This is a genomic window from Saccharothrix sp. DSM 118769, from assembly GCF_052936295.1.
In genome coordinates, this window is the sequence record NZ_CP193627.1 from 9,601,744 (window position 1) to 9,619,135 (window position 17,392).

Annotated in this window: 17 protein-coding genes; 11 read left to right on the forward strand and 6 right to left on the reverse strand. The window is 73.8% G+C overall.

Going from position 1 to position 17,392, the window contains the following annotated elements:
• Positions 1-87: 87 nt before the first annotated feature.
• Together ACRAKJ_RS41395 and ACRAKJ_RS41400 are read left to right on the forward strand one after the other, a co-directional pair.
• Positions 88-1,254 (forward strand): histidine kinase, encoded by a 1,167-nt coding sequence (locus ACRAKJ_RS41395; RefSeq protein ID WP_438924885.1) that lies wholly within the window; start codon positions 88-90, stop codon positions 1,252-1,254.
• A 9-nt stretch (positions 1,255-1,263) separates the two neighbouring features.
• The gene (locus tag ACRAKJ_RS41400; RefSeq protein WP_438924868.1) at positions 1,264-1,920 is read left to right on the forward strand and encodes a response regulator; all 657 of its coding nucleotides are present in this window, start codon (positions 1,264-1,266) and stop codon (positions 1,918-1,920) included.
• Between the two features lie 70 nt (positions 1,921-1,990).
• Here ACRAKJ_RS41400 and ACRAKJ_RS41405 read toward each other — a convergent pair whose 3' ends face one another.
• The 3 genes from ACRAKJ_RS41405 to ACRAKJ_RS41415 all read right to left on the reverse strand — a co-directional run bounded on the left by ACRAKJ_RS41405 (position 1,991) and on the right by ACRAKJ_RS41415 (position 4,771).
• Entirely contained in the window at positions 1,991-2,956 is a 966-nt protein-coding gene (locus tag ACRAKJ_RS41405; protein ID WP_438924867.1) for a nitrilase-related carbon-nitrogen hydrolase, read from the reverse strand.
• Between the two features lie 335 nt (positions 2,957-3,291).
• Positions 3,292-4,203: an SDR family oxidoreductase gene (locus ACRAKJ_RS41410; RefSeq protein WP_438924866.1), complete on the reverse strand. Its 912-nt coding sequence runs from the start codon at positions 4,201-4,203 to the stop codon at positions 3,292-3,294.
• Positions 4,196-4,771, reverse strand: coding sequence for a TetR family transcriptional regulator (locus tag ACRAKJ_RS41415; protein WP_438924865.1), 576 nt, complete (start codon positions 4,769-4,771; stop codon positions 4,196-4,198). The genes ACRAKJ_RS41410 and ACRAKJ_RS41415 overlap by 8 nt, the downstream gene beginning before the upstream one ends.
• A 50-nt stretch (positions 4,772-4,821) precedes the next feature.
• Here ACRAKJ_RS41415 and ACRAKJ_RS41420 point away from each other — a divergent pair, with 50 nt between their 5' ends.
• Positions 4,822-5,616 (forward strand): HAD hydrolase family protein, encoded by a 795-nt coding sequence (locus tag ACRAKJ_RS41420; RefSeq protein ID WP_438924864.1) that lies wholly within the window; start codon positions 4,822-4,824, stop codon positions 5,614-5,616.
• Between the two features lie 149 nt (positions 5,617-5,765).
• On the opposite strand, the gene ACRAKJ_RS41425 is transcribed toward ACRAKJ_RS41420, so the two are convergent.
• Positions 5,766-6,200 carry a TIGR03618 family F420-dependent PPOX class oxidoreductase gene (locus ACRAKJ_RS41425; RefSeq protein WP_438924863.1) on the reverse strand — a complete coding sequence of 145 codons (435 nt, stop codon included), beginning with the start codon at positions 6,198-6,200 and terminating at the stop codon, positions 5,766-5,768.
• A gap of 210 nt (positions 6,201-6,410) precedes the next feature.
• Here ACRAKJ_RS41425 and ACRAKJ_RS41430 point away from each other — a divergent pair, with 210 nt between their 5' ends.
• From ACRAKJ_RS41430 to ACRAKJ_RS41440, 3 genes are all read left to right on the forward strand, one after another.
• A complete protein-coding gene (locus ACRAKJ_RS41430) occupies positions 6,411-7,328 on the forward strand; it encodes an ATP-binding cassette domain-containing protein (RefSeq protein ID WP_438924862.1) in 918 nt (305 codons plus the stop codon).
• A 7-nt stretch (positions 7,329-7,335) separates the two neighbouring features.
• The gene (locus tag ACRAKJ_RS41435) at positions 7,336-8,094 is read left to right on the forward strand and encodes a hypothetical protein (RefSeq protein WP_438924861.1); all 759 of its coding nucleotides are present in this window, start codon (positions 7,336-7,338) and stop codon (positions 8,092-8,094) included.
• A 181-nt stretch (positions 8,095-8,275) separates the two neighbouring features.
• The gene (locus ACRAKJ_RS41440) at positions 8,276-9,184 is read left to right on the forward strand and encodes an ABC transporter ATP-binding protein (RefSeq protein ID WP_447008836.1); all 909 of its coding nucleotides are present in this window, start codon (positions 8,276-8,278) and stop codon (positions 9,182-9,184) included.
• 34 nt (positions 9,185-9,218) lie between these two features.
• Here the strand turns inward: ACRAKJ_RS41440 and ACRAKJ_RS41445 are convergent, their stop codons facing one another.
• Positions 9,219-10,439, reverse strand: a complete 1,221-nt coding sequence (locus tag ACRAKJ_RS41445; RefSeq protein ID WP_447008837.1) for a S8 family serine peptidase — start codon at positions 10,437-10,439, stop codon at positions 9,219-9,221.
• A gap of 230 nt (positions 10,440-10,669) precedes the next feature.
• Here ACRAKJ_RS41445 and ACRAKJ_RS41450 point away from each other — a divergent pair, with 230 nt between their 5' ends.
• From ACRAKJ_RS41450 to ACRAKJ_RS41465, 4 genes are all read left to right on the forward strand, one after another.
• On the forward strand, positions 10,670-11,266 hold the full coding sequence (locus tag ACRAKJ_RS41450; RefSeq protein ID WP_438927055.1) for a hypothetical protein: 597 nt from the start codon (positions 10,670-10,672) through the stop codon (positions 11,264-11,266).
• A gap of 92 nt (positions 11,267-11,358) precedes the next feature.
• On the forward strand, positions 11,359-12,000 hold the full coding sequence (trmB, locus tag ACRAKJ_RS41455) for a tRNA (guanosine(46)-N7)-methyltransferase TrmB (RefSeq protein ID WP_438927056.1): 642 nt from the start codon (positions 11,359-11,361) through the stop codon (positions 11,998-12,000).
• A 145-nt stretch (positions 12,001-12,145) separates the two neighbouring features.
• Positions 12,146-13,261 (forward strand): nitric oxide synthase oxygenase, encoded by a 1,116-nt coding sequence (locus tag ACRAKJ_RS41460; RefSeq protein WP_447008838.1) that lies wholly within the window; start codon positions 12,146-12,148, stop codon positions 13,259-13,261.
• A 313-nt stretch (positions 13,262-13,574) separates the two neighbouring features.
• Entirely contained in the window at positions 13,575-14,744 is a 1,170-nt protein-coding gene (locus ACRAKJ_RS41465; protein WP_438926311.1) for a histidine kinase, read from the forward strand.
• 6 nt (positions 14,745-14,750) lie between these two features.
• Here the strand turns inward: ACRAKJ_RS41465 and ACRAKJ_RS41470 are convergent, their stop codons facing one another.
• On the reverse strand, positions 14,751-15,833 hold the full coding sequence (locus tag ACRAKJ_RS41470) for a hypothetical protein (protein WP_438926310.1): 1,083 nt from the start codon (positions 15,831-15,833) through the stop codon (positions 14,751-14,753).
• A 212-nt stretch (positions 15,834-16,045) separates the two neighbouring features.
• Here ACRAKJ_RS41470 and ACRAKJ_RS41475 point away from each other — a divergent pair, with 212 nt between their 5' ends.
• Entirely contained in the window at positions 16,046-17,347 is a 1,302-nt protein-coding gene (locus ACRAKJ_RS41475) for an amidohydrolase family protein (protein ID WP_438926309.1), read from the forward strand.
• The last annotated feature ends 45 nt before the right edge of the window (positions 17,348-17,392 follow it).

A 17,392-nucleotide genomic window follows, 5' to 3' on the forward strand; every position in this document is an offset into this window, starting at 1 on the left:
GATTAGGCGCGGTCAGCCCGTGGCGCGACGCGCCGGAGTTCGTCGGATACCTAACCTGGTCGCGTGGTGCGACGGCTGAGCCTGTGGATGCGAGCGCACCCGGCGTTCGGGGACTCCCTGATCGCCGGGTTGCTGTTCGTGTTCGAGCTGGCGTTCCTGTCGGTGAACGCCACCGCCGTGCCCGTCGCCACCTTCTTCTTCGTCGGCGTGCTGATGAGCGTGCCGATCGCCGTCCGCCGCCGGTACCCGCTGGGCAGCAGCTACGCGATCCTCGCGGGCGGCGTGCTGCAACTGCTCACGCACGGCGGCCTGGACGACGGCGGCATCCCGCTCCGGCTGGTCGACGTCGCGCTGGCCGTGGCCCTCTACACCGTGGTGGCCTACGCCGGCCGCCGGCAGGGCCTGCTGTACCTGGTCTGGCTGGCCGCCGGCACGCTCACCTGGGCGTTGTGGCGCATCGGGGCGAACGCCGAGAGCGCGTTCATGGTGTTCGTCATCGCGGTCCTGTTCGGGTTCAGCTGGGCGATGGGCGAGTTCGTCGGCGCGCGGCGGGCCTACCAGTCGGAGCTGGAGCAGCGGCTCAAGCTGCTGGAGACCGAGCGCGACCAGCAGGCGCGCATCGCGGTCGGCGCGGAGCGGTCGCGGATCGCGCGCGAGCTGCACGACGTGGTCGCGCACGCGGTGAGCGTGATGGTCGTGCAGGCCGACGGCGCGGGGTACGCGATCAGGACGGACCCGGAGCTGGCCGAGGCGGCGGTGCGGACCATCTCCGAGACCGGGCGGCAGGCGCTGACCGAGCTGCGGCGGCTGCTGGGGGTGCTGCGGTCGGAGGACCAGTCGAGCACGCAGTGGGTGCCCCAGCCGGGCGCGGGCGAGCTGAACGAGCTGGTCGAGAACCTGCGGGCGGCCGGGCTGCCGGTGCGGCTGGAGACCGCGGGCGACCTGGGCGCGCTGCCGGTCGGCCTGGGGCTCGGCGTCTACCGGATCGTGCAGGAGGCGCTGACCAACACGCTGAAGCACGCGGGCTCGGGCGCCTCGGCGACCGTCCGCGTCACCCAGGCAGGTGATCACGTGGACGTGGAGGTGGCCGACGACGGGTTCGGCACGCCCCACGACCTCGTCGCGGTGTCCGGCGGCAACGGGCTGATCGGCATGCGCGAACGCGCCGGCGTGCTCGGCGGCACGCTGGAGGCGGGCCCCAACCCCGGCGGCGGGTGGCGGGTCCGCGCGGTCCTCCCCCTCGTGCCGTCATAGGGTGGGAACGTGATCCGGGTGCTGCTCGTCGACGACCAGGAACTCATGCGCATGGGGTTCCGGATGGTGCTCGGCGCACAGGAGGACGTCGACGTGGTCGGCGAGGCGGGGGACGGGCTGGACGCCGTGCACCTCGCCGCGTCGCTGCGGCCGGACGTGGTGCTGATGGACGTCCGGATGCCCGTGCTCGACGGGGTGGAGGCGACCAAGCGGATCGCCGAGGCGGGCACGTCGAAGGTGCTCGTGATGACCACGTTCGACATGGACGAGTACGCGCTGTCGGCGCTGCGCAACGGGGCGTCCGGGTTCCTGCTGAAGGACACGCCGCCCAACGACCTCGTGTCGGCGCTGCGCGCGGTGGCCAGCGGCGACGCGGTGGTGTCGCCGTCCGTGACGAAGCGGCTGCTGGCGAGGTTCCTCGGGGACGGCGGCGGTGAGCTGCGGGACGCCTCGGTGCTGGAGGCGTTGACCGAGCGGGAGCGCGAGGTGCTGGTGCTCATCGCCAAGGGGCTGTCGAACACGGAGATCGCGCGGAAGCTGTTCCTGTCCGAGGCGACGGTGAAGACGCACGTGGGGCGCATCCTGGCCAAGCTGGAGCTGCGGGACCGGGTGCAGGCCGTGGTGCTGGCGTACGAGACGGGCCTGGTCCGGCCGGGCGACGTCTGACCGGTCCGGTCTCCCTGGCTTTTTCGGCCTTTCAGCCTCCCTGGCTTTTTCGGCTCGCCCCGCTGTCCCGTCACCCCTCGAACAGGGCGGGCGAGGTCCGTCGGCGGTCGACCACGAGGCGGAAGACGTCCGGCCGGCCGAAGCGGGTCGCGTGGTCCTCGGCCTGGCGCCGGCCCCGGGTGACCAGGGGGTCGATGTCGGCCACCACCAGCCGTTCGTCGCCGGCCACCGGTTCGACGACCCACCGGCCGTCCGGGCCGGCGATGGCGGAACCGCCGTCGTAGGGCGAGGTGCCGCCGGCGGCGAGGACGTCGTCCCGGAGCGGGAAGCCGGCGGGCACGTCGGTCCAGTCGAGCACCGCGCCGGCCGCGAGCGAGTGGACGCCGCCCTCGCGCGCGATGAACCGGGTGATGTCACCGGTCAGCCGGGTGGAGCCCGGCCACACCGAGACGTGCAGGTCGGGTGCTTGGGCGTAGAGGGAGTGCCGGGCCAGGGGCGACCAGTTCTCCCAGCAGCACAGCCCACCGACACGCAGACCTCCGGCGCGCAGACCTCCGGCGCGCAGACCGCCGGTGTCGTGGACGCGCAAGCCGTGACCGTCGCCGTCGGCCCACACGAGCCGTTCCTCGGGCGTAGGCACGAGCTTGCGGTGCACGCCGACCACGCCGTGCGCCGGGTCGATGGCGAGCAGGGTGCAGTGGACGGCGCGGTGGACGGGGTCGCGTTCGGCGATGCCCAGGTAGGTGAAGATGCCGTGGTCGCGGACCGCCTCGGTGATCAGGCGCACCTCGGGCCCGCCCACCTCGACGGCGGCCTCCTGGTAGGCGGCGTAGGCGAGCCGCTGGCGGGGATCGTCGAGGGGAACGCCCCCGGGCTGGGTGAGCCAGAACGGGTAACCGGGGAGGAAGGTCTCCGGGAACACGACAACCCCCACCCCGCCCGCCGCGGCCAGGTCGAGGAAGTCGACGACCTTGCGAACGCCCGCGGCCACGTCGAGCCACGGACACCGGACCTGGGCGGCAGCGACGCGGATCATGCCGCCACGCTAGCCGGCGAATTCCACGCGGCTTCGGCGAGTTCCACAGTCGCGGCAAGTTCCACGCGGTCGCGGCGAGTTCCACAGTCGCGGCGAGTTCCGCAGTCGCGGCGGGCGAGCTTTTGCCCCGCCCCTGCGATCGTTCCATCGAAGAATTGTTCAACAATCCATAGTCGACCAAGACGCCGACCACTAAGCCTGTAGGACAGGGCCGCCCCGAGCAGGTTAGGATTGTTGAACAATCCTACGCGGTTGCTTGAGGAGTCGTGCGGGCCGACCGCCCAGGCCGGGTCGACCAAGCCCGGGGGTCGGCCACGCCGGAAGAACGGGCGGGGTCAGCGGTACTTCGCGGCGTCCGCCGTTGTCGGGTCCACGCCGGCCTTGAAGACCTCCTCGTACCAGCGGCCCCAGTCCGGCTTCGAGCCGTCGAGGTCCGTGAAGCCGTACTCCCGCATCAGCGTCCACGACGCGAGCGCCCGACCGCTGAACCGGTGCCGGTCCGGGTCCGCCGCCAGCGCCGCCACGCCGCGCCCGACGTAGTGCGGCGTCTCGGACATCACGTAGTGCGGCTCCTTCGCGATGGCGTCGCGCCAGTTCTCCTCGGTCACGCCGAAGTGCTCCAGCATCTGCTCCGACCGCAGGAACCCCGGCGTCACGGCGACCGACGTGCCGCCGAACGCCTCCAGCTCCTTCGCCATCACGGTGCCGAACCGCCGGATCGCGACCTTGACCGAGTCGTACGCCAGCGACCCGGAGTAGAACTCGTCGTCCTCGCCGTCCGTGACCTCCACGAGCAGACCGCCCGGCCGCCTGATCAGCAGCGGCAGCAGGCGGTGCAGGGTGACCAGGTGCGCCTGCACGCTGTTCTGCCACAGGCGCAGCTGCTTCTCCAGGTCCTGCTCCCAGAAGACCATGAACTCGGTGTCCTGCTCACCGCCCCACACGTCGTCCACCAGGACGTCCAGCCGGCCGTCCCCCTCGGCCTCGACGCGCTCGCGGAACGCGTCCACGTCGGCGGGCACGGTGAAGTCGCACCGCACCGCGATGCCCCGGCCCCCCGCTGCGGTGACCAGCTCCGCCGTCTCGTCGATCGTCTCGTCGCGCCCGATCGGCGACTTCCGCTCCCGCGTCGTCCGCCCGCCGACGAACACCGTGGCGCCCGCCGCGCCCAGCTCCACGGCGATCGCCCGGCCCGCACCCCGGGTCGCCCCCGTGACCGCCGCGACCTTCCCCGTCAGATCAGCCATCTCTCCCCTTCCACGCGTCCAGCACCGCGTCCACGTCCTCCGCCAGCCGATCGACCAGCGCGCCGCGCGGCCGGATCGACCAGTCCATCGACACCCCGTAGACCAACGCCGTGAGCACCCGCGCCGCGCGTTCCGGGCCCGGCCCGCGCGGCAGGTCGACCCGGCGCACCAGTTCGAGCACGGTCCGCCCGGTCACCTCGTAGAGGTCGGCGAGCAGCGCCCGCAGCTCCGGGTCGACCAGGTCGACGCCGAGCTGCGCCAGGTGGTTCTGCGCCTCGGCCGGGTCACCCATGCCGGCCGGCCAGGTGAGCAGCGCCGCGCGCAGGCCGTCGAGCGGGGCCAGGCCCTCCGCCGCCGCGCGCATCCGGTCGGCGTTGCGCTCGCTCGTCTGCCTGGTCAGGGCCTGGAGCAACCCGGACTTCGAGCCGAACCGCTGCGCCACGGTGCCCACCGACACGCCCGCGCGCGCCGCCACGTCGGCGAGGGTGAACCCCGGCCCCTTGAGGCCGATGACCTCGCCCACAGCGGTGACGAGGCGCTCGTCGGTGATCGTCTTCGGTCGTGCCACGCGGTTATTGAACCATGGTTCATTAATTGGCGGCCAGTAGGGTGACCGCAGTGACCTGGAGACCGCGCCTCATCGCCCTCGACATCGACGGAACGATCACCCCCGTGGGCCGCGAGGAGGTCGCGCCGGCCGTGCGCGCGGCGATCCACCGGGCCGTCGACCGCGGCGCGCGGGTCGTGCTCTCCACCGGGCGCAGCCTGATCGGGACCAGGCCGATCGTCGACGACCTCGGCCTGCGCGGCACGACCGCGATCTGCTCCAACGGGGCGGTGTGGTGGGACACGACGTCCCGCGAGGTGGTGCGCAAGGTGGCGTTCGACCCCGGCCCGTCCGTGCTGCGGCTGCGGGAACTGCTGCCGGGCGCGGTGTTCGCGGTGGAGCTGACCGGTGTCGGCAACCTGTCGCTCGGCCGGTTCCCGGACGGCGACCTGTGGGGCGACGTGCGCGAGGTGCCCTTCGAGGAGCTGGTCGCCGAACCCACGTCGCGCCTGGTCGTGCGGTGGGTCGGTCGCACGCCCGAGGAGCTGGCGCTGCGGATGGTGGACGTCGAGCTGCCGGGCGTCACCGCCTCGCGCGACCACACCGAGCCGTGGCTCACCCTCACGCCGCCCGGCGTGACGAAGGGCGCGGCCCTGGAGGACCTGCGGCGCGAGCTGGGGGTGGCGGCCGGGGACACGCTGGCCATCGGCGACGGCGACAACGACGTGGAGATGCTCCGGTGGGCCGCGCACGGCGTGGCGATGGGCCAGGCCCCGGTCGCCGTGCGGGAGGTGGCGGACGCCGTCACGTCGACTGTCCTGGAGGACGGCGCCGCCGCCGTGCTGGACCGGTACTTCGCGGCCTGAGGTCACCGGCCGGGTCGCCGACCCGAACCACCGACGAGGTCGGCCCGGCCGCCCCGGTCAGGACGGCCGGGGCGGTCGGACAGGTCAGTCGGGTCAGTCGGGTCGGTTCAGTCCGGTCGGGCGGGTCGGTTCAGTCCGGTCGGGTCGGCTCAGTCGGCCACGTCGAGCTTCGCGACCACCCGGGGGTCGCGCACCAGCACCACGACCTCCTCGGCCACGCCGTCGCGGGCGGCGAAGGCGGCGGCCCGCTCGGGGCTCAGGTAGCGGGCGGCGATCCGGGCGGACCAGTAGCGGACCCGCTCGGGGTCGTCCACCACCTCGGCCCGGCCGGAGACGGTGGCGAAGGAGTGCGGCGGGCGTTCGTCGTCGAAGCAGACCGACACCCGGCCGTCGCGCGCGATCGACCGCCCCTTGATCGTCGCCGGGTGCGTGGTGAACACGAGCGCGTCACCGTCGAGGTCCACCCAGACGGGGGTCACGTGCGGTGAGCCGTCCTTGCGGACGACGGCGAGCTTGCCGGTGCGTGGCGGTGTCTCGGCGACGAACTCGCGCCACCAGCCCTCGGGCGCGTCGGTGTACCCCATGGGCGCACACGGTAGTGCCTCCCCTGAGAGGGAAGGGAGATCGACCTAGGGGACGACTCAGGGTGATCACGGATTAGTACAACCGAGGTAGCGGCAACGATAAGACTGAAGTCGCACCCACAAGTCAACTACAGACCGATGCGTCGAACCCCTCGGACCGGGCAAGGTCTTACCCGAACACGGGGGATGTGTCCGTCCAGGGGAGAAATCATGATCGAGGCTGTCGGCCTCACCAAGCGCTACGGGAAGACCGTGGCGGTGGACGACCTGTCGTTCACCGTCGCACCGGGGAAGGTCACCGGCTTCCTCGGCCCGAACGGCGCGGGCAAGTCCACCACCATGCGCATGATCCTCGGCCTCGACCGGCCGAGCGCGGGCAAGGTGCTGATCGGGGGCAAGCCGTACCAGCAGCTCGACCGCCCGCTGCGGGTGGTCGGCGCGCTGCTCGACGCGAAGTGGGTGCACCCGAACCGGTCGGCCAGGGCTCACCTCCAGTGGCTCGCCAAGTCCAACGGCCTGCCGGACCGCCGGGTGGACGAGGTGCTCGACCTGGTCGGCCTGACCAAGGTCGCCAAGCGCCGCGCCGGGTCGTTCTCGCTCGGCATGTCGCAGCGCCTCGGCATCGCGGGCGCCCTGCTGGGCGACCCGCAGGTGCTGCTGTTCGACGAGCCGGTGAACGGCCTCGACCCCGAGGGCATCCTCTGGATCAGGCAGTTCATGCAGGGCCTGGCCGCCGAGGGCCGCACCGTGCTGGTGTCGAGCCACCTGCTGTCGGAGATGGCGGTCACCGCGCAGGACCTGGTGGTCATCGGGCGCGGCAAGCTGATCTCGCAGTCGACCACGACGGAGTTCGTCGAGCAGGCGACCGAGAACACCGTCCGGGTGCGCAGCCCGCACGCCGACAAGCTCGGCGCGATGCTCGTCGACAAGGGCTTCACGGTCCGCGAGGACGTCGACGCGTCGCTCACCGTGTCGGGCGCGACCAGCGACCAGATCGGGGACGTCGCCGCGGCCGCCGGGGTGGTCCTGCACGAGCTGAGCCCCCAGCGCGGCTCGCTCGAACAGGCGTTCATGCAGCTCACCGGCGACTCCGTCGAGTACCACGCCGAGATCGCCCAGGGGAAGTGACACCACGATGACTCTGCTCGCCGTCGAACGGATCAAGCTGTTCTCCACCCGCTCGCCGTGGTGGTGCATGTTGCTCGCCCTGGGGCTGACCGTCGGCCTCACCGCGTTGATCTCCGCGAACTGGACCGGCCCGCTGCCGGTGATCGGCGCGGTGTTCACGCACACGTTCGGCCTGTACGTGATCATGGTGATGGCCGCGCTGGCGGTCACCACCGAGTACCGCTTCGGCACCATCAAGTCGACGTTCCAGGCCGTGCCGGACCGCATCTCACCGATGATCGCCAAGGCGGTCGTCGTGATGCTGCTCGCCGCCCTGGTCGGCGAGGCCGCCGCGTTCGGCTCGTGGGGCCTGGGCTGGCTGCTCGCCGACGACACCTCGCAGCTCGCGCTGTCGTCGTCCAACGACTGGCGGCACGTCGCCGGCGTCGGCCTCGTCTACGCGGCGGGCGCGCTGCTCGCCCTCGGCGTCGGCGCGCTGGTGCGGCAGACCGCGGGCGCCGTGTCGATCATCCTGGTGTTCGCGCTGGTCATCGAGAGCGTGGTCGGGTTCATCCCGAACATCGGCGACGACATCCAGAAGTGGATGCCGTTCACCGTGGCCAGCAAGTTCATCTTCGGCGACCCGGACGCGAGCGCCATCCCGGAGGGGGCCGGGCCGCCCGCCATCGGCGAGCTGAGCCCGTGGGGGTCGTTCGCCTACTTCGCCGGCATCGCGCTCGTCGTCTACGTCATCTCGCTGGTGGTCGTGAAGCGGCGGGACGCGTAAGGGGGAAACCGGGCGGCACGGTCTTCGGGGGTCGTGCCGCCCGGTAGCACGGGGGAGGGTGGGGCCCGGGTCGCCTTTCGGGGAGGCGACCCGGGCCCGACCCGCAGCGGCCCGGGCCCGACCCGCAGCGGGTCGACGACGCCCGGGTTCGGCACGAGCCCGGATCGGACGAGGAGAAGTCATGATCGAAGCGACCGGCCTCACCAAGCACTACGGGAAGACCGTGGCCGTGGACGACCTGTCGTTCACCGTCGCGCCGGGGAGGGTCACCGGCTTCCTCGGCCCGAACGGCGCGGGCAAGTCCACCACCATGCGCATGGTCCTCGGCCTGGACAGCCCCACCCGCGGGCGCGTCACGGTGAACGGCCGGGACTACCGGTCGCTGAAGCAGCCGCTGCGGGTCGTCGGCGCGCTGCTCGACGCGAAGTGGGTGCACCCGAACCGGTCGGCCAGGGCGCACCTCCAGTGGCTCGCCCGGTCCAACGGCATCCCGCTCGCGCGGGTGGACGAGGTGCTGGACCTGGTCGGCCTCACCGGGGTCGCCAAGCGCCGCGCCGGGTCCTACTCGCTGGGCATGTCCCAGCGCCTCGGCATCGCGGGCACCCTGCTCGGCGACCCCGACGTGCTGCTGTTCGACGAGCCGGTGAACGGCCTCGACCCCGAGGGCATCCTCTGGATCAGGCAGTTCATGCACCGGCTGGCCGACGAGGGCAAGACCGTGTTCGTGTCGAGCCACCTGCTCTCCGAGATGGCGCAGACCGCGCAGGACCTGATCGTCATCGGTCGCGGCCGGCTGATCTCGCAGACCAGCACCGCGCAGTTCATCAAGGAGGCCGCCGAGGACGCCGTCCGCGTCCGCTCGCCGCACCTCGACCGCCTGCGCGAGCTGCTCGGCGACCGGGCCCGCGTCAGCGACTCCGCGACCGGTGACGGTGCGCTCGTCGTGCACGGCGTCGAGGCGTCGGCCATCGGCGAGCTGGCCGCGGCGAACGGGATCACGCTGCACGAGTTGAGCCCGCAACTCGGTTCGCTGGAAGAAGCCTTCATGCAGTTGACGAAGGAATCCGTCGAGTACCACGCCGCCGAATAGCGCCGGCGGCCCGCGACGCGTTCGGAATTCGCGCTCACGACCGGTCGGCGGGCCGGGGATCGTCGTCCGGCGGCGGGATTTCGGTGACGGCCGGGACGGCGGCGCGGCGGATTCGGTCCCGGCGCGCCGCGAGGAGCGCGATCGACGTGAGGACGGCCGCCGCGAGGGTGGCGGAGACGACGAGGACGGCCAGGCCGGTGCGGCGACCGTCGTCGGGCGCGGGCGGTGGCCGGGTCGCGGCGGCCTCCGGCGCCGACTCCTCGGCCGAGGGCTCGTCGGGGGCGTTCCCGCTGGTGGGCGGCGGGAGCAGGGGGTTGTGCGCGACCCGGGCGACGTCGGCGGTCAGCGCGGCGACCGGGTCGACCTGGCCGAAGCCGGTCGCGTCGTCCCGGCCCGGCTTCAGGAGGTCGGTCGCGGTGATCACGAGGCGGTTCACCACGTTGCCCGCGTCGAGGTCGGGGTAGCGGGCCCTGACCAGCGCCGCGACGCCGGAGACCAGGGCCGTCGCGGCGCTCGTGCCGTCGACGGAGGCGTACCCGGAGGCGGACTTCGCCCGGGGCAGGGCGGTCACGACGTCCTCGGCGGGCGCGGCCAGCACGGTGTCCGGGCCGGTGTTCGAGCCGGGCCACGGCGCGCCCCCCTTGGTGGTGCCGGAGACCGCGACGACGCCCCGGACGCCGGCCGGCGCGCCCACCCGGGCCACGCCCTCGTTGCCCGTGCCGGCGACCACGACGACGTCGTGCGCCAGGGCGTGCTCCACCGCGGCCAGCAGCTCGGGCGCGGCCGGCGAGACGGACGTCAGGGACAGGTTGACCACGTCCGCGCCGCGGTCGACGGCCCAGGTCACGCCCTCGGCGACGGCCGCCGCGGTGAACCGGTCGCCCTCCGCGCCGACCGACACCGGCAGCACCGCCGCGCCCGGCGCGACGCCCAGCGCGCCGCCGCCGACGCCCCGGCCGGCGACCAGCGCGGCCATCGCGGTGCCGTGGCCGGCGTTGTCGCGCGTGCCGTCCGTGCCGGCCGCCGAGCCGAACCCGGCGCCCGGCAGCAGCGCGCCCGCGAGGTCGGGCGCGGTGGCGTCGACGCCCGAGTCGACGACCGCGACCACGACCCCCTCGCCGCGCGTGGTGGCGTGCGCGGCGGGCACGCCGAGGGCGGCCAGGTGCCACTGCCGTTCCCGGACCGTTTGCGCGCCCGCCGGGACGGGTACGCACAACGCGATCAGGACCGCGGTGAGAACCGCTCTCCACCGCACCGAATTCCCCCTGTGGTCGGAATCACAAATATTCCATGTCGGTCATGTTTCACAGATCTCGATTCGGGCAACCGGAGTAATCTGTTCGTTAAGAGGTCGTGAACTCCGGCACAGGGCCATGACAAGCGCTTCTGAACCGGGTCAGATGGAAAGCAACGAATCGTGAGGTGGGTGCCACCCGCACGCGAATTCGGATACCCCCCGTCAAGGAACCCCCCGGAGGTGAACCCGTGACGGTGCTTGATCCGAACCTGAACGCCGACCACTCGGCAACCGGGTCGAAGGAGTTGCCCAGGGAGAAGCTGCCCAGGCAACGCGACCACGCCCTCCGCGTCGAGCCGATGCTGGCGCTGGAATGGTCGCACGCGATCGAGACCGCGGGAGGGGTCGGGATCGCCGACTCGCCCGCGGAGAACCGCCGGGCCTGGATCCACCGGGCCGACGAGCAGCAGGTGCTCGCGCTCTTCCGCGCAGTCGGGTCCGACGCCCCCGCACCCTGGTGGCTGAGGGCACTCGACCGGGGCAGGATCGCCTCGCGCGCGGCGGCCTACGCGATCGAGGACGAGGTGACCCGACTCCTGGCCGCGCGGCCGGGGTGGGTGTTCGTCCCGTGGGCCGACGAGGGCGAGGTGGGCTACTGGGAGTTCGTGCCGTCGGAGAGCGGCGTGTACGGCCCCGCCGAGCCCACCACCGTGGAGTTCACCGACCGGCACCCCGGTTTCGTGGACCTGCTCCCGGCGCACCGGGGCCCCGGCAAGCGCCAAGCCATCGAGTTCACCCCGGGCGAGCTGCGCGAGCAGATCGAGGACCTGGAGAACATCGCCTAGCGCACCACCTAGGCTGTACGCCCGTGACGTCCAGCCAGCAGCGACCGCCCCACCACCGATCCGTCGTCAGCTACGTGCAACGCGGTGAACGGATGACGGTGGGGCAGCAGCGCGCATGGGACCGCCACTGGGAGCGCTTGGGCCAGGAGGTCAAGGCGCTCCCGGCCGGTCCCGTGCGCTTCGCCGACTGGTTCGGCCGCGAGGCGCCGGTGGTGCTGGAGATCGGGTCCGGCATGGGCGAGACGACCTCGCAGCTGGTCGCCGCCGCCCCGGAGCTGAACTACGTGGCCGTCGAGGTCTACAAGCCCGGCCTGGCCCAGCTGCTGCTGCGCGCCGAGGCGCTCGGCGTCGAGAACCTGCGGGTCCTGCGCGGTGACGCGGTCGACCTGCTCACCGACCACGTGGAGCCCGGCTCGCTCGCCGGCGTGCGGATCTACTTCCCCGACCCGTGGCCGAAGAAGAAGCACCACAAGCGGCGGCTCGTGCAGCCCGGGTTCGTGCACCTGGTCGCGTCCCGCCTGCGGCCGGGCGGCACCCTGCACCTGGCCACCGACTGGGAGCCGTACGCCGAGCAGATGCTGGAGGTCTGCTCCGCCGAACCGCTGCTGCGCAACCTGCACGACGGCTGGGCGCCGCGCCCGGACTGGCGGCCGGTCACGAAGTTCGAGCAGCGCGCCGTCGAGGAGGACCGGATCAGCCACGATCTGATGTTCGAGCGGAACGAACTCACCTGACCGTGTACTAAAGCCACGATATCGAGTGGTCGAGGCACCGACTGGGCGTAGTTTCGTCACCCCTTGGTGTGGCATTTGTTGATCACCCGGTGTGCCCCGTCCGGCAGTGACGGGTGACGTCGCCCCGCAACTACGGTTGCCGCCCGTGACCGCTGTCGACACCGAACCGACCACGTTCGACGTGGACGCCGCGGAGTCCTTCCTCCGCATGTTCCACACGGCGCACCCCGGGGCCGGACCGGTCGGCCCCAGGCTGGCCGCCGTCCGCGACGAGGTGGCGGGGACCGGCACCTACCGCCACACCCCCGACGAGCTGGCCTACGGCGCGCGCATCGCCCTGCGCGACAGCGGCTGGTGCACCAGCGGCGTGCCGTGGCGCCGGCTCAAGGTCCGCGACCTGCGCGGCCTGCGCAACGCCGCCGCCGTCGCGGGCGAGTGCGTCGAGCACCTGCGCCTGGCCACCAACGGCGGCGAGATCCGCCCCCTGGTCACGGTGTTCGCGCCGGACGCGCCGGGGTCGCCCGGGCCGTGCGTCTGGAACGAGCAGCTCGTCCGGTACGCGGGCCACGCCGACGGCACCGGCGACCGCCGCTACGCCGGGTTCACCCGGGCCGTGCGGGAGATGGGCTGGCGGCCCCCCGGTCCGCCCGGCCGGTTCGACGTGCTGCCGCTGGTCGTGGAGACCGCGCACGAGGGCGCGAAGCTGTTCACCGTGCCGCCGGACGTCGTGCACGAGGTGTGCCTGGAGCACCCCGACCTGCCGTGGTTCGGGCAGCTGGGGCTGCGCTGGCACGCCGTGCCGGTGATCGCCCACACGCGGCTGTCCATCGGCGGCGTCACCTACCCCGCCGCGCCGTTCAACTCGTGGTTCGTCGGCTCCGAGATCGGCGCGCGCAGCCTCGCCGACGAGAACGCCTGCGGCGCGGCCCGGCCGGTGGCCGAGGCGCTGGGCCTGGACACGTCCTCCGAGCGCTCGCTGTGGCGCGACCGCGCCGTCGTCGAGCTGAACCGGGCCGTGCTGCACTCGTTCGACCTGGCCCGGGTCACCGTCACCGACCACCACGCGGAGGCGCTGCACCGCCTGTCGTGGCTGCGCTCGCGGCAGCGCGGCGCGGGCGGGCGGCCCGCGTTCCGGCTCGACCCGGGTGCCGCCCGCCGGGCCCGCGCCGGCGGCCCCGGCCGCTTCGCCCCCGCCGGCACCCCGGCGACCCAGCCGCCCGGCCGCCTCGCCGAGCTGCTCCGGCGGCGCGCCGGGGCCTGAGGCGCCCGCCTGCCGTCGGGTCCACTTTCGTCAGGTCCGCCTTTCGTCAGCGCTGCGAGTCGACCAGCACACCGGCGAGCGCCATCAGCACGAGCACCAGCAGGCCGAGCACAGCCCCAGCCCACGTCATCACCACTCCGAACACGGCGGTCCTCCGTTCCCCGACTTGTGGCTCCAGGGTCACCCCGCGTTTCGTCATCCGGCATCGGCCACTGGTGTGTTTCGGCGGGCATTCGGGTCAGCCTCGCGGCGGATGCCCCACCCGACCGGGGGCGGACGCGCGATCCACCCGCAGGACCTACGGTGGTGTGCCGTGGAGAGCACTCACCTCGGGTGGCGCGCCCTGGCCCGCCGCCAGTGGCCCCTGGCGTGCGCGCTGCTCTTCTTCCTCGCCACGGAGCAGATCGGCGACGCGGGCCGGTGGCAGCTGCCCGGCACGGCCGTGGTCTGCGCGCTGGCCGTGCTGGCGCCCCGGCGGCCGTTCGACGCCGCGCTCGCCGCCGCCACCGCCGTGGTCGCCGGGTCGGTGGTGCTGCTGGTCGTCGGGCAGTCGCCCGCGCTACCCGTGGTCGCGGGTCTGACGATCTCCGAGACGGCGGCCGTGATGGCGACCGTCGCGGTGGTCGTGCGGCAGTCCCCGTGGCCGCGCGCGGTGGTCGCGGTGGTGGCGCTCGTCGCGGCGTCGGCGGTCAGCGAGCCGCTGCGGCCCAACTACTACCTCCAGCACTGGGCCGAGCTGGGGTACTCGGGGCCGGAGGTGTGGCAGCAGGCCCTGGGCGGGTCGGTGCTGCTCGCGCTGTCGATCGGCACCGGGCTGTACTTCCGGGCGCGGGACCGGGAGCGCGCGACGGCGGTGCGCGCCGAGGTGGCGGCGGCGCAGCACGCGGAGCGCATGGCGCTGGCGCGCGAGCTGCACGACGTGGTGGCGCACTACGTGACGGCGATCGTGGTGCACGCGCAGGCGGCGCAGGCCGTGCCCGGCGCGGCGCAGGAGGTGCTGCCGGTCATCGCGCACAGCGGGAACGAGGCGCTGACCGCGATGCGCCGGCTCGTGGGCACGCTGCGCGGCGCGGAGGCCGAGGCGCCGTCGCCGGCCGCGACCAGCGACCTGGCCGACGACGTGCGCGGGGTCGTGGAGGAGTCCGGGCAGCCGGTGCGCCTGCACGTCGACCTGCCCGACGCGGTGCCGCCGTCGCTGGGGCGGTCGGTGCTGCGCCTGGTGCAGGAGTCGCTGACCAACACCCGCAAGCACGCCGAGGGCGTGTCGGCGGTGGACGTGTCGGTGTCCGTGGCGGACGGCCGGGTGCACGTGGTGGTGGCCGACGACGGCCGCGCCGCCCGGACCGCGCCGGTGGGCGGGTCCGGCGGGTACGGGCTGGTGGGCATGAGGGAGCGGGTCGAGCTGCTGGGCGGCCGGTTCAGCGCGGGCTCCCGGCCGGGTGGCGGCTGGGAGGTCCGGGCCGAGCTGCCGGTGGCCGGGTGAGGCGCCCTACGTGGTGGCGGTCCTGGGCTCGGGCAGCTCGGCGGGCAGCGGGTAGGTGAACGCCTGGGCCGGGTCGTCGAGCGCGAGGTGCCGGCCGGCGGTGAGGCGCCGGCGGGGGCGCTGGGCGGGGATGCCGCCGGGGAGGCCGGCGGCGGCGATGGCCGCGCGCAGGTCGCCGACGAGTTCCTCCAGCTCGGCGATGCGGGCCTCGTAGCGGGCCTGCGCGTCGCGGTGGGCGCGGACGACGGTCCAGAGCAGCTGGTAGCTGCTGCGCTCGGGGTCGGTCCCGGTCCTGGCGGGTGCCTCGGACAGGGCGGTGCCGACCTGCGGAGCCTCGGACGGGGTCGCCCCGGCCTGCGGCGTGTCGGCCTGCTGCGCATCGGCGGGGGCGGACGGGGCCGGGACGGACGGGGCGGTCGCGACGCCCCCCGCGGCGGCCGGCGCGGTCAGGACGACCGCCGCGGGCGGGAGGTCGGTGGGCGGGGCGTCGGCGGGCGGGGCGTCGGCGGGCGGGGCGTCGGCGGGCGGGGCGTCGGTGGGCAGGGCGTCGGCGGAGGTGTCCGCCGGGGCGTCGGTCGGGGCGTCGGTCGGCAGGTCCGTGGGGGCGTCGGCGGGGAGAACAGGGGTCAGGCGGTGCTTCCGCGCCCACTCCGGGCCGCCGATCAGGGCCGTGCTCACCTCGCCCACCTCGTCCACCTCGGTGCCCAGCCACGCCGGCCGGGCCTTCGGGTCCGGGGTGCCGCCCGACGCCAGCGCGTGCAGGTAGCGGGCGGTGGTGAGGACGTCCTGGGCCTTCGCCGGGTCCACCGCCGCCTTGACCAGGCCGGCCACCCGGTTCCACGACGGCCTGCCGGACGCCCGCGCGGCGGGTCCGATCCAGCGGCCGACCTCGGCGCGCACCGCGCCCAGCGAGCGGTTGTGCGCCCAGTGCCTGCGGTCCCGGGCGGCGAGCTTGAGGACCCTCCGGCAGGCCGTGCTCAGCCTTCCGTGGCCGTCGGCCAGGTGCACCACCAGGTACAGCGCGAGCCAGCGGTGCTCGCGGGACAGGCTCGGGTCGGTGAAGTCCGCCTCCGACCGCAGTACCGCCACCACGCGCTGCTCACGGGCACCGGGCCCGGCGCCGTCACCGTCACGAGCCGCCACCGTCATCCCTTTCGCCGCATCCGTCGAACCGCTTCCGGACGCTACGGCCGATCCCCGCCGCGCACTCGCCCAGACGGCCAAACCCCCTCTTCGTGTCACCCGGAGGGGCACGCGGCGGTGGCGTGTGTCAGCCGAACGGGTGGGGCAGGATCAGCACCATGTCGCTGCGCCTGCACGCTCCCGTCGTCCTGCCCTGTGATCCCGGCTGCTCGGTCCTGCGCGACGCCGTCGTCGACGTCGTGGACGGCCGGGTGTCGTTCGTCGGCCCGAGGGCCGACGCGCCCGAGTTCGCCGGCGAGGTCCGCGAGCTGACCGGCATCCTGCTGCCCGGCCTGGTCAACACCCACGCGCACAGCCCGATGGTGGTGCTGCGCGGCCTCGGCGGCGACCTGCCGCTGCTGCGCTGGCTGCGCGAGGCGATGTGGCCGGCCGAGGCGAAGATGAAGCCCGAGGACATCGGGGCGGGCATGCTGCTCGGCGCGGTGGAGATGCTGCGCAACGGCGTGACGACCAGCGCGGAGATGTACTTCCACGGCGAGCAGCTGGTGGACGCGGTGCTCCGGGCCGGGTCCCGGGTGCTGTTCGGCGCGGCGATCATGGACCTGCCCGGGATGCCGTGGCGGCCGATGGCGGACGAGATCACCCGGTGGATCGACGCGGACGGGCTGCGGTTCGGCCCGGACGAGCGGGTCGAGCTGGGCTACGGCCCGCACTCGGCTTACACGCTGTCGCCGGAGGCGCTGGGCGAGGTGGCGGGCGAGGCGCGCGAGCGGGGCGCGTTGTTCCAGGTCCACGTCGCCGAGTCGCTCGAGGAGGACGTGGCGCAGCGCGAGTCGCACGGCTCCGTGCCGCGGCTGCTGGAGCAGGCGGGCGTGCTCGGCGGGCGGGTGCTGTCCGCGCACTCGGTGCACCTGTCGCCGGAGGACGTGGCGATCTACGCGAAGCACGGCGTGGGCGTGGCGCACTGCCCCGGCTCGAACACCAAGCTCGCCTCCGGCATCGCGCCGATCCGGTCCTACGTGGACGCGGGCGTGAAGGTGGGCCTCGGCACGGACGGGCCGGCGTCCAACGACGACCTCGACCTGTTCGAGGAGGCCAGGCTGGCGGCGCTGCTGGCCCGGGTGACCGCGCTGGACGCGACCGCGATGCGGGCGGCCGACGCGCTGCTGCTGGCCACCCGCGGCGGCGCGGCGGCGCTGGGCCGCGACGACCTGGGCGCGCTGGAGCCCGGCCGGTGGGGCGACGTGGTGCACGTCGACGTGGACGACCCGGCGTTCGCGACCGGCCTGGACGCGCCGGACGAGCAGGTGCTGGCGAACCTGGTGTGGGCCTCGGGCACGCGGCGCGTCAAGGACGTGTGGGTGGCCGGAAAGCAGGTCGTGGCCGACGGCGAGACGACCGGCGTGGACCGGCACGAGGCGCAGGCCGGTGTGCGCGCCGTGTCCGAACGGCTCCGCTAGGCAACAGATCGGCCCGCTGCGGCGTCTTGGAGGAGACGGCTGACG